Origin of the sequence: Micromonospora sp. HM134 (genome assembly GCF_007833915.1) — a bacterium.
In the GTDB taxonomy this organism is placed as follows: Bacteria; Actinomycetota; Actinomycetes; order Mycobacteriales; family Micromonosporaceae; genus Micromonospora; species Micromonospora wenchangensis.
The window spans coordinates 4,353,448-4,365,611 of the sequence record NZ_CP041061.1 but is presented as its reverse complement, the minus strand read 5'-3'; the positions used below and the strand labels follow the sequence as shown (position 1 = coordinate 4,365,611).

The 12,164-nt window shown below is 73.1% G+C and carries 8 protein-coding genes; 3 read left to right on the top strand and 5 right to left on the bottom strand.

Annotated features, from left to right (window positions below):
- Nucleotides 1-88 precede the first annotated feature (88 nt).
- The 3 genes from FJK98_RS18620 (at nt 89) to FJK98_RS18610 (ending at nt 3,122) form a co-directional block, all read left to right on the top strand.
- Complete coding sequence (locus FJK98_RS18620; protein ID WP_145920153.1) at nt 89-649, top strand: GNAT family N-acetyltransferase; 561 nt, start codon at nt 89-91, stop codon at nt 647-649.
- A gap of 102 nt (nt 650-751) precedes the next feature.
- On the top strand, nt 752-1,705 hold the full coding sequence (locus FJK98_RS18615) for a siderophore-interacting protein (RefSeq protein WP_205789041.1): 954 nt from the start codon (nt 752-754) through the stop codon (nt 1,703-1,705).
- Nucleotides 1,706-1,898: 193 nt separating this feature from the next.
- Nucleotides 1,899-3,122 (top strand): multidrug effflux MFS transporter, encoded by a 1,224-nt coding sequence (locus tag FJK98_RS18610; protein ID WP_145922863.1) that lies wholly within the window; start codon nt 1,899-1,901, stop codon nt 3,120-3,122.
- A 44-nt stretch (nt 3,123-3,166) separates the two neighbouring features.
- Here FJK98_RS18610 and FJK98_RS18605 read toward each other — a convergent pair whose 3' ends face one another.
- The 5 genes from FJK98_RS18605 to FJK98_RS18585 are packed head-to-tail and all read right to left on the bottom strand — an operon-like array spanning nt 3,167 to nt 11,562.
- Entirely contained in the window at nt 3,167-4,603 is a 1,437-nt protein-coding gene (locus FJK98_RS18605; protein ID WP_145920152.1) for a condensation domain-containing protein, read from the bottom strand.
- Nucleotides 4,604-4,637: 34 nt separating this feature from the next.
- On the bottom strand, nt 4,638-5,978 hold the full coding sequence (locus FJK98_RS18600; protein ID WP_145920151.1) for an MATE family efflux transporter: 1,341 nt from the start codon (nt 5,976-5,978) through the stop codon (nt 4,638-4,640).
- A gap of 21 nt (nt 5,979-5,999) precedes the next feature.
- The gene (locus FJK98_RS18595; RefSeq protein WP_145920150.1) at nt 6,000-9,590 is read right to left on the bottom strand and encodes a type I polyketide synthase; all 3,591 of its coding nucleotides are present in this window, start codon (nt 9,588-9,590) and stop codon (nt 6,000-6,002) included.
- Between the two features lie 8 nt (nt 9,591-9,598).
- Nucleotides 9,599-10,441 carry an ACP S-malonyltransferase gene (locus tag FJK98_RS18590; RefSeq protein ID WP_145920149.1) on the bottom strand — a complete coding sequence of 281 codons (843 nt, stop codon included), beginning with the start codon at nt 10,439-10,441 and terminating at the stop codon, nt 9,599-9,601.
- An 11-nt stretch (nt 10,442-10,452) separates the two neighbouring features.
- Entirely contained in the window at nt 10,453-11,562 is a 1,110-nt protein-coding gene (locus tag FJK98_RS18585) for a hypothetical protein (RefSeq protein WP_240763009.1), read from the bottom strand.
- Nucleotides 11,563-12,164: the final 602 nt, after the last annotated feature.

Genomic DNA, 12,164 nt, shown 5'->3' with positions numbered 1-12,164 from the left:
CTGCCTGACTCGTCGCTGACGGTGTCGCATCGACAGCGAAAAGTGATGTGCCGGCGGGCCGCCGGGCCCGTCGTCCGGAAGGAGTGCCATGACCGCTGCGCCGACCTCCACCTCGTGCCGGGTTGACGGTTTCGGGGAGGTGTCCATCCGGCCGGTGGACCCCGACCGGGACGTCGCGGTGATCCACGACTGGGTGACCCGGGAGCGGTCCCGGTTCTGGGGCATGCGCGGGGCCAGTCGGGAGCGGGTCCACGAGATCTATGCGTACCTCGACTCGCTGACCACCCACCACGCGTACCTGGTGCACCGGGACGGCCGGCCGGCGGCGCTGTTCCAGACCTACGAGCCGGCGGCCGACCCGGTCGGGCGGTGCTACGACGTACGCCCCGGCGACTTCGGCATCCACCTGCTCATCGGCCCGCCGGACGGTGGCCCGGAGCCCGGCTTCACCGGCGTGCTCCTCGACGTGTTCCTCGCGTTCGTGCTGGCCGACCCGACCCGGCTGCGGATCGTGGCCGAACCGGACGCCGGCAACGCCCGCGCCGTCGACAGGTTGGTCCGGGCCGGTTTCGTGCCCGGTCCGCAGATCGACCTGCCGGAGAAGCGGGCCCAACTGCTCTTCCTCGACCGTGCCGCTCGGGGCCGCTGACCAGGGGTGATGCTGCCTGGGTGGGGCGGTCGGCCTCGCCCGGACGGGGGATGGGTGACCCACGTCGCCATTCATCGTGTTGGTTAGGTTAGCCTCACCTACGTGCTTAGTGATCGAGTTCGCCCGGCGGGGGAGCGGCACCACCCCACCGGCACCGCGACCCTGCCCGTCGCGCCCTGGCGGCTGTTCGACGTGCAGGTACGCGCGACGCGCCGGCTCAGCCCGTCGTTCCTGCGGGTCACCTTCACCGGCCCGGACCTCGACCGGTTCGCCGACAACGGGTACGACCAGCGGATCAAGCTGGTGCTGCCCGCACCCGGCCGACCCGGCGTCCACCTGCCCGGCGGCGACGACTGGTACACCCACTGGCGCGCCCTGCCCGAGCAGGAGCGCTGCCCGATCCGCACGTACACCGTCCGGGCGGTCCGGCCGCACCTGGCCGAGGTGGACGTGGACCTGGTGCTGCACGGCGACCACGGCCCGGCCGGCCGGTGGGCGCTGCGGGTCCGCCCCGGCGACGAGGCCGGGCTGCTCGGACCCGACGCCGGCTACGACGGCGAGCACGGCGGCATCGAGTTCCGCCCGCCGCCCGCCGGCCGGCTGCTGCTGGCCGGCGACGAGACCGCCGTGCCCGCGATCAGCGCCATCCTGGAACGCCTGCCCCTCGACGCCCGGGGCGAGGTGCTGCTGGAGGTGCCGGACCCGGCCGACGTCCTGCCGGTGTCCGCCCCGCCCGGCGTCACCGTCAGCTGGCTGGCCCGTGCCGGCGGCGGACACGGCAGCCGGCTGCTGCCCGCCGTGGCCGCGGCGGCGCAACGGCTGCTGGCCCGCACCGGGGCGACGCCCGCCGAGGCGGTCGTCGACGTCGACGTCGACGTGGCCCCGCTGTGGGAGGTGCCCGCCCCGACCGCGCCCGTGCCCGTCTACGCCTGGCTGGCCGGGGAGGCCGGCGTCATCCGCGCCCTGCGCCGGCACCTCGTCGCCGAGCGGGGCGTGGACCGCCGCGCCGTCGCCTTCATGGGGTACTGGCGGCTGGGGCGCGTGGACCCCGCCTGAGCCGTGACCATCGGCTGTGACCCGCGTTACCTCTCGGTGGAGCGGGAATCAGAGCAGCGGGTCCGGATTTGAAGCCAGGTGTGACTGTCGTACCGTCTCACGCCCGGCCGCACCACGACCGGGCGGAGCTTCCCCGATGACCGATCTCGCCCACGACCAGCTGACGAAGGTCGCGCCGACGCCCGGAGACCTGATGACCCGCCGGCAGCGGGTACGCCTGGTCCTCGTCCTCGGCTCGCTGATCGCCATCGGCCCGCTGACCATCGACATGTACCTGCCGGCGCTGCCCGCCATCGCCGCCGACCTCATGACCACCTCGGCGGCGGTCCAGCTGACCCTCACCGGCACGCTCGCCGGGCTGGCCCTCGGTCAACTGCTGATCGGGCCGCTCTCCGACGCCGTCGGCCGCCGGGGTCCGCTGATCGCCGGCCTCGCCCTGCACATCGTGGCGTCGGCGCTCTGCGTCGTCGCCCAGCACATCGCCGTCCTCGGCGCGCTGCGGGTGGTGCAGGGCCTCGGCGTCGCCGCCGCCACGGTGGTCGCGATGGCGGTGCTGCGGGACCTGTTCAGCGGCACCGCCTTCGCCACCCTGCTGTCCCGGCTGCTGCTGGTGATGGGCGCCGCCCCCGTCCTCGCCCCCACCCTCGGCGGCGGCGTGCTGCGCTGGACGGACTGGCGGGGTGTCTTCGTGACCCTGGCCGTGTTCGGGGTGCTGCTCGTCGTGGTCGCCGTGATCGGCCTGCCCGAGACCCTGCCCGCCGAGCGTCGCCAACGCGGCGGCGCGTGGTCGACCGTGAGCCTGTACGGCTCGCTGCTGCGCGACCGGACCTTCGTGGGGCTGGTCGTGGTCGCCGGGCTGGCCATGGCGGCGCTGTTCGCGTACGTGGCCGGCTCGTCGTTCGTCCTCCAGGAGGGGTACGGGCTCGACGAGCAACAGTTCGGCCTGGCGTTCGGGGCGGGCGCGGTGGGCCTGATCGGGGCGGCCCAGTACAACGTGCGGCTGCTGCGCCGCCACCCGCCGCAGCGCATCCTGGTCACCTCGCTGAGCGTCGGAACCCTGGCCGGGCTGGCCCTGCTGGCCTTCGCCGTGACCGGGTTCGGTGGGCTGCCCGCCCTGCTGGTGGCGCTGTGGGTGGTGCTGGCAGCGGCCGGGCTGGCGATGCCCAACGCCCCGGCGCTGGCGCTGTCCCGCCACGGTGAGGCCGCCGGCACCGCCTCGGCCCTGCTCGGCGCGGTGCAGTTCGGCGTCGGCGCGGTGGCCGCCCCCATGGTGGGGGTGCTGGGCAACGGCGCGGTGGCGATGGCGCTGGTGGTCGCCGGGGGCATGGTGGCCGCGCTGGCGGCGCTGTTCCTCGTGGTCCGCCCGTCCCGGCTCGCCGACCTGGAACCACCCTCGGCGGTCGTCGTCGTGCACTGACGAGGACCGGTCGCCCCGCAGCCGGGCCGCGAACGGGCGGCCGGTCACGGGGTGTCCGGGTGGCCGGGGACCTCGCACAGCCGGTGGCTGTCGAAGATCTCCGTCACCCGGCGCAGGCTGACGTCGTCCCGGGCCAGTTCCATGGCGACCTGCTCCACGGCGTACAGGAAACCCCGGATGTCGGCGGGGGCGAGCAGGGCGGTGTCGGCCATCAGCGACAGGTGGATCCGCTCAGCGGTGCCGCTGGCGTCGACGTACAACGGCATCGCCTCGGCGGCGGCCCGCTGCGGCCAGTCGAAGGTGGTCGTCGCGGTGAGCCCGGCCAACTCCTGCGGGCCCGGCACCGGGCCGGCGGGTCGCGGTTGCAGCGACCACCGGTCGTTGAACTGGCCGCCGACCGGCAGGGGCCGCCCGGCGGCGTCGGCGGCGGCGCGGGCCACCTGGGCGGCGGCGCGGCCGTCGTGGCGGGCGTGCCGCATCGCCGCCCCCATCGCGGCACGGGCGTGCCCGACCAGGTCACCGACGGTGTCGCCGGACACCTCCATGGCGGTACGGACGGCCTGGTTGAGGCTGGTCACGGTGTACCGCAGCTCCGGTTCCACCCGGTTGCTCTGCATGATGTCCAGCGGGTAGACCGGCGTGGCGCAGAACGTGCGCACCAGCGCGTTGGTGACGGCCAGCAGGGTGACCGACGTGGTGGTGCGCAGTCGTCGGGCGGCCAGCCGCAGGGCCACGGCGGCGGCGTCGGAGGCGAGTTCACCGCGCCAGTACCGGGGGTCGGCCGGGGTGACCCGCTCGGGCAGGGGCGCGACCGGTAGGCGGCGCAGCTGCTGACGCAGGTACGCCAGCGCGTCGACGTTGCGGCGTTGCCCGTCCGGGGAGCGTTCGAAGACGGCCAGGTCGACCGGCTGCACCGCCGGTCGGGCCGGCGGTGGGGCGTCCCCGTCGGTCCTGGCCCGCAGCAGCGCGGCCAGCTCGGCGGCCAGGAGGTCCGCGCCGAGATGGTCGGCCGCCAGGTGGGACACGGCGAACATCAGCAGCACGGGGATGCCCTCGTGGGTGGCGACCGCGAACCGGATCGGCAGCTCGGTGTCGTGGGCGAACGGGCGGGTGCCGGCCCGACGCAGGCAGTCGGCGACGATGTCGGCGAAGCTGACCGGGTCACCGTCGGGCCGGTCGACGACCTCGACGGTGACGACGCCCTCGCCGAGCACGTGCTGGCCGCCCTGGCCGTCGACCCCAGCCGGGAAGAGCGTCCGCAGCGACTCGTGCCGCCTAAGCAGGTGGGACAGCTGTGCCAGCACGTCGTCGACCTCGAGCAGCAGGGGTACGGGCAGCCACCGGGTCAGCACGAAGAACGGCTTCATCTCCGGCAGCCACCGGCGTAGGACGTCCCAGGTGCCCTGCTGGCCCCAGGTCAGGTGGGCGGTCCGGCTGCGGCCCGCGTGGAACGTCACCTCGGCGGTGCGGTGGTTGATCAATGGGTGGTCCTCACGGGCTGGGATGGACGGGGCATCAGGTAGCGGCGGGCACCGCCGCCGGGGCGGGCCGGACGAACAGCACCCGCCGCAGGCAGAACACGCTGTAGGTCAGCCCGGCGGTCCAACTGGCCACCACCGCCCACATCACGGCGTCGATGCCGAACGGCCCGTTGAGCAGCCAGGCGAAGGGGATCTGCACGGCGACGAAGGCGATCAGCGTGCAGATCAGCGGCGCGGTCGTCCGGCCGGCGCCGTTGAGGTAACCGTGGATGACCACCATGGCGGTGTAGAGGAGCAGGAAGGGATAGATGATCGTCAGGTAGCGTCCGGTCAGTTCCCGGGTGGCCGGATCGTCGGTGAACAACGCGGCGAGCGGGGCGCGGGCGACCAGCACCACCCCGGCGACCAGCACCGACAGCACGGCCGTCAACCGCAGCGTGCGCAGCAGCCCGTCACGGGCCCGGGCCAGGTCCCCCGCGCCGAGGTTCTGGGCGGCGAAGGCGGTCACCGCGCCGGAGAAGTCGAGGAACAGGATGCCGGTGAACAACTCGATCCGGGAGACGATCGTGAACGCGGCGAGGACCACCTCCCCGTAGGACTGGATGATCCCGACCAGCACCATGATCCCGAGGGCGAGCACGATGTGCTGGCTGGCCAGGGGCAGGCCCAGCCGGGCGGCGTCGACGAGTTCCCGGCGGACCGCAGGCCGTGGCCCGCCGCGCCGCACCGGGTGGGCGCGCGCCGCCCAGACCAGCCCGACCACCAGGGCGACCGTGCTGGCCACGGCGGTGGCCAACGCCGCGCCGACCACACCCCCGTCGAGGACGGCGACGAAGACCAGCACCAGGACGACGTTGGCGATGCTGCCGACGCCCTGCACCCACATCGCCGAGCGGGAGTCACCCAGCCCGCGGAAGTAGGCGCTGACCGCGGCGCTGCCGAAGATCCCGGGGAAGCCGAGCGCCAGGGTGCCGAAGAACCGGGCCGAGTCGGCGGCGAGCCGCCCGTCGATTCCCATCACCGCCAGCGCCGGATCGACAAGGAGCGTCGCCAGGACGACACAGCCGGCGGCCCAGACGACCGTGAGGAGGGTGAGGGCGGCGACCACGTCGCGGCGACGGTCTACCTGCTGACCGCCGGTCAGGTGGGCCAACCGGATGGTGAACGCCGTGCCCAGCCCGATGAACATGGCGTTGAGCAGATAGAACAGGGGCCCGCAGGCGCCCACCACGGCCAGCCCCTCGAGCCCGACGTAACGGCCGACGACGACGCTGTCGACCAGCAGGTAGCCCTGTTGCAGCAGGTTCGCCGCGGTCAGCGGCAGGGCGAAGCCGACGATGCGCCGCAGCGCCGGCCCGGTAGTCATGTCCGACATGCCACCCTCCGATCGGTGTCGTCAGGCGGCGGCGTCCGCGAAGGCGACCAGGTCCTCGACGTGGTACGCGATCTCGGCGACGGTCCGGTCGGCGAGCAGGTCCGCGACGTCGTACTGCACGTCGTGCCGCACGGCGATGGTGTTGGCCACCGAGGCGGCCATGATGGAGTCGCCGCCCAGGTCGAAGAAGTCCGCCTCCACGTCGAGCGTCGGATAGCCGAAGGCGAGGGCGAGGCACTGCGCCACGGACCGCTCGACGTCGGTGTACCCACCGTCCGGCCGGCCCTCCAGCTCGACACCGACCGCGTCGACGGTGGCCCGGATCTTGTCGGCGGCCTGCCGCAGCCGCTGCTCCAACGCCTGCATCTCCCGGTCGACCTTCGCGTCGATCTCGGCGGAGAGCCGCACGTCGTAGGAGCGCAGCAGGTGGATCAGCTCCCCCCGGTAGTGCAGCTCCCCGGCGAACAGCCGGGACCGGCCGGAACGCAGGCCCGCGTCGAGGACCTCCAGCCCGACCCGGGTGGGCAGGGCCCGGAACATGGTGTCGCCGCTGGTGCCGTGGTCGACGGCCATGCCGATCTCCTTCCACGCGACCCAGTCCAGCGCGATCACGTGGGTCGACCCGCCGGCCTGGCTGCGGGCCACGTTGTCCAGGTAGTAGTTGGCCGCCGCGTAGTCGGCCTGGCCGGGGGCGGGGAACACCGACGCCACCGACGAGAAGTGCACGACGAAGTCCGGCCGGTCGTCCCGGGTGAGCTGGTCGAGCAGGAACGCGGCGTGCAGCTTCGCCCGGACCACCGCGTCGAAGTCGGCGAGGTCCCGGAACATGACGGTGCTGCCACCGGGCAGGCCGGCGGCGTGCACGATGCCGTCGATGCGGCCGTGCCCGCCCCGGGCGTCGGCCACGGCGGCGGCCAGCGCGTCCGGGTCACCGGCGTCGGCGGCGACCACCCGGACCCGGGCACCGAGTTCCTCCAGCTCCCGCACCGCGCGTACCCGTGCGGCACGGGCGTCGCCGGCCGGCGCGGACAGCAGGTCCGGCCACTGGTCGCGCGGCGGCAGGCCGGACCGGCTGAGCAGCACCAGGGTCACGTCGGGCTGCCGGGTGGCGAACGCGTGGGCGACGGCCAGGCCGAGCGCGCCGGTGCCGCCGGTGACCAGGTAGGTGCCGCCCGGCCGCAGGTAGCTCTGCGGGCCGTCGGTGTCGACCTGCGGCACCTCGACGAAGACCTCGTGCAGGCGTCGGCCGTCGCGCCACAGGAACACCCCGCGTTCGGGGGAGAGGATCTCCGCCCGGACCGCGTCGGGCGACACGCCCGGGTCGACGTCGAGGTGGGTGACCCCGAGGTACGGGTACTCCCGGCCGATGACCTTGCCGAAGCCGACCAGCGCGCCATTCTCGACCACCACGTCGGGTTCGGCGTCGTGGGCGCAGACCGCGCGCCGGGTGAGCACCGTCAGCTCCAGCTTGACGCCGGCCGCCATCAACGCCTTGGTCAGCTGGAACAGGCTGTGCAGGTTCTTGCCGGTCCGCAGGTCGAGTTCGGCGAGGTCGGCGGCGGGGGTGGCGTCGAAGCCGAGCGCGTGCACCAGGTGGGTGATGCCGTCGTCGTCGACCAGCCGGGCGATCTCGGCGAAGGAGTCCGCCGAGCGGGCGTCGAAGGGCGCGCCGCCGGGGCGTACCGGCTCGCCGAGCCGCAGCACCCGCAGGTCGTCCAGTCCGGTCGCGGCGAGCAGTTGCCCGGCGTCGGTGTCCGGGTCGACCAGGGCCAGCACCCGCGCCCCGGGCGTCGGCGACGCCGGGTCGGCGGCGGGGGCGAACACCACGTCGTGGGTGACGGGGTGCTCCTCGTCGACGGTGCCCAGGGACAGCTGCGCCCGCCAGGTGTCGGGGAACTGCACCCACGCGGGGGTGGTGTCGAAGGCGTACCCGGGAAGGCGGACGATCCGGCGGCGGCCGTCGGAGAGCCGCCGCCAGTCCACCGACGCGCCGGCCAGGTAGCGGCGGGCCTCGTCGCCGAGCGGGCCGTCCGGCGGCGGCGACGCCCCGTCGGCCAGCGAGGCGACCAGTTGCCGGCGCAGGTCGGCGACGTCGTGGACGACGAACGCCGCCCGGTGCCGGTGCCCGCTGCGGGAGACCTGGCTGGTGTGGCAGACGTCGGCGATGTCGACCCCGTCGAGGCCGGCGGCGTCGATGAACCGCACGTACCGCTCACCGAGGCGGACCAGGGACTTCAGGGTGGCCGCGCTGAGGGTGAACAGGAACGGCCCCGGGCCGGCGGGGGCCGCCGGTGTCTCGGCGACGTGCTCCTCCAGCACGACGTGGGCGTTGGTGCCGCCGAGGCCGAAGGCGCTGACCCCGCAGCGCCGTGGGCCGTCGGGGGACTCCCACGGCCGCAGGCTGGTGGAGACGTACAGCGGCCCGGCGGCGAAGTCGAGCTTCGGGTTGGGGTTCTTGAAGTTGGCCTGCGGCGGGATCATCCGGTTGCGCAGCACCGCGATGGCCTTGATCAGACCGATGACGCCGGAGCCCTCGAACAGGTGCCCCACGTTCGCCTTGACGGTGCCGACCGCGCAGAACCCCCGGTCGCCGGTGTACCGGGCGAAGGCGCGTTTCATCCCCTCGTGCTCGATCGGGTCACCGACCCGGGTGGCGGTGCCGTGGGCCTCCAGGTAGCCGAGGGTCCGGGGGTCGACGCCCGCGTTGCGCCAGGCGGCGTCCAGCAGGTCGGCCTGCGAGTCGGAGTCGGGGTTGGTGATGCCCTCGGTGTTGCCGTCGTGGTTGACGGCGCTGCCCTTGATGACGGCGTAGATCCGGTCGCCGTCCGCCACCGCCTGCGACATCCGCTTGAGGACGACCGCGCCGGACCCCTCGCCGAAACCGGTGCCGTCGGCGGCCTCGTCGAAGGTGCGGGTGACCCCGTCGGAGGACTCGATGCCGATGTTGGAGTGCGGGTGCTTGACGGGGGAGAAGACGATCCGGGCGCCGCCGACCACCGCCATCTCGCAGTCCCCGGCGAGCAGCGCGTTCTTGGCCTGGTGCACGGCGACCAGGGTGGCCGAGCAGGCGGTGTCCACCACCAGGCTCGGGCCGCGCAGGTCCAGCAGGTGCGACAGCCGGTTCGCCAGCATCGCCGGGATGTTGCCGGTGATGGCCTGCTGGCCGTTGTTCGGGTCGACGCGGCAGATGTAGTCCAGATAGGTCGATCCGGGGTTGACCGCGAAACCGACGAACACGCCTGTCCGGCTGCCCCGGAGCCGGTCGAAACCGTAACCGGCGTCCTCGAAGGCGAGGAACATGGCGCGCATGACCATTCGGTGGTGCGGGTCGGTCAGCGTGGCCTGCCGGGGGTTCATTCCGAAAACGGTGTGGTCGAAGGTGTCGACCTCGTCGAGGAAACAACCGTTGTGGTATTCGACGTCGGGCTCGGTCACCGGTTCGATGCTCGTCGCCCGGAGATACCTGATGTATTCGGCCAGCTTTTCCCGGCGGTTCGTGGGAAACGGTCGGGTGAGGCTCGCCCCGGAACTGATGATCTGCCAGAAGGTGTCGAGGTCGTCGGCCCCGGGCACCTCGACCGACAGGCCGACGACCGCGATATCCGTGTCCATGCGGTGAATCACCTCTCCGCGATGCGGGTGAGAAATGCGCTGAGGGTCTTGCCGTTGACCTCGTCGAACCCGGTGACACCGGCCGCGCGCAGGGTGGTGACCGCCCGGACCCACTCCACGGGGGTGGACAGTTGCCGGGCGAGCAGTTCGGCGGCGCGGTCGGTGTCGAAGACGTCCCCGGTGACCCCGGAGACCACGGGGGTGTGCCCGGGGGCGAAGTCGCAGCCGTCCAGGACGGCCCGGAACCGCTGCTCCGCCGACGCCATCAGCGGGGTGTGGAAGGGGCCGCTGACGTTGAGCGGGACGACCCGTGCCCCGGGCAGCGCGCCGATCGCCTTGGCGGCGACGGCGAGTTCGGCGCGATCCCCGGCGATCGTGCTCTGGGTGTCGGCGTTGAGGTTCGCCACGAACACCCGGGGCAGGCCGGTCTCGGTCAACGCCCGCCGGACGAACGACACCGGCAGGCCCTGCACCGCCGACATGCCCCCACCCGTGACCTGGGACATCAGCTCGGCCCGCCGGTCGACCAGCCGCAGGGCGGCGTCGAGGTCGAGCACCCCGGCGGCGACCAACGCGTTGTACTCGCCGAGGCTGTGGCCGGCGAAGTACCGGTAGTGCCCGGGTCGTTCGGCGGTCACCTGCTGGGCCAGCAGGGCGTTGACGAAGAACACCGCGGGTTGGGCGTAGCGGGTGTCGCGCAGGCGTCGGTGCGGGTCCCGGGTGCACAGCTCCTCGACGGACCAGCCGAGGATCTCGTCGGCCATGGCGGTGGCCTCGGGGAACAGGCCGAACAGGTCGGCGCCCATGCCGCGGCGCTGCACCCCCTGGCCCGGGAAGAGTAGACAGTGCACGTGGTGTCCTTTCACGGTCGCCGGGAGGCTCGTCGGATCGACTCGAAGCGCAGCGTCCGGCCGCCGAGGCACTCCCGGGTGAACCGGCGGGCGGCGGGGCCGGGGCCGCAGTCCAGCACCGTGGTGATCCCCGCGTCGGTGACGGCGTGGACGCTGGCGGTCGCCCAGTCGACCGGGCGGACCAGCACCTGGTCGACGAACTCGTCGAGCAGGTCGGCGTCGGGCGGCAGGGTCCGGGGGGCGTCCGCCGCGTACACCGGTATCCGCAGCTCACCGGCGGCGGGCAGGGGGCCGACGAAGGTCCGGTCCCGGCGTACCTCGTCGGCTGCGGCGGCCAGGTGCGGGCTGTGGAACGGCAGGGTGTTGGTGAGGAACGTCCACGTCGCCGCGCCGCTGCGGAACACCGCCTCGTGGTGGGCGTGGAAGTGCAGCAGGTCCTCGGTGTGCCCGCTGAGCACGCTGGTGGTGGGGGTGTTGACCAGGCCGACCGCTACCGACCGTCCGGTGTCCCGCCGGTAGCGGTCGACCAGGGCGGCGAGATCCGCCCGGGAGGGGCCGCTGACCAGCGCCATCGGGCCGGGTCGCTGACGTGGGTCGCCGGCGCTGGCGTACCGCTCGGCCAGTTCGGTGGGGACCTGGCGGCCGGTGGTGGCCTGGTGCCCCCGGGCGAGGCTCAACGCGACCAGCTTGAGCGAGGTCTCGGCGAGGGCGAGGAAGGCGTCCGTCCGCTTCGGCCGCAGGCCGGCGACGATGGCCGCCTGGAGCCCGATGCTGTGCCCGATGGCGGCGGTGACGGTGTCGAGGGCGGCCCGCCGGGGTTGCAGGTCGCACAGCTGGATCAGGTGGACGCAGATCCCGGCGACGACCGAGTCGTCGGTGCCGGTGGGCGGCGCGGTGGCGGGGGCGGTGAACCACCGGCGCAGCCGGCTCCCGGCGGGGACGGCCGGTTCGGGTACGCCGCCGAGATGCTCCCGCAGGTCGTCGAGGGCCCGGAACATGCGGTCGAAGAAGAGCGCGTTCTCCGGTTGCGCGTGCAGCGCTCCGAGGGTGGGCAGCAGATTTCCCTGGTGACCACCTATTCCGTCGAAAAGGGCCAGGGTGCGCCAGGAAGGGGTGAGCATTTCCACGGGGATTCCTTGCTGGTCGGGCAGAATATGTGCGCGGTTGACCCGACGCGACGGGCAGCGGAAAGGATGCGTCGATTGCCGACGGCTGGCTGCTGATTCTGGCGGTGTTTATCTCGTCCGGCGGAACTTGCACCGCGAACAATATGCGACCCATCGCGCACGGTCAATAGTTCGGTCGCGCTGCGCGATATGTCGGCCGGTGAACGGCCGTTTTGGCAGCTCAGTCGGCTTTGCCTGGGCGGAGTGACCGGGTGTGACGAAACAATTGTCAGGCAGGAGCGGTTTGTCCCGCCGATCCTTTTATGTGCGACGAAACGGCGCGGATTTAACGGTCGCGTCACCGTTCATAAACCTGGTTGTGGTCACGGCGGACGCCACCCGGGTGCGCGACGGCCGACCCGGCCCGCTGCCCCCGGCCGGCGGCGCGGTCGCCGGGGCACAGGTGACGAACGGGGCGGGCCCGAAGGCCCGCCCCGCCGCTTGTTGGCGACTGCCAGGGGATTTGAACCCCTAGACCACATCTGCGATCCGCAACCGCGCTAAGTGGCAGTCACCATGAGCGTAGGCCCGCGTGCCGGGCCGACGCAGTCGCCCTT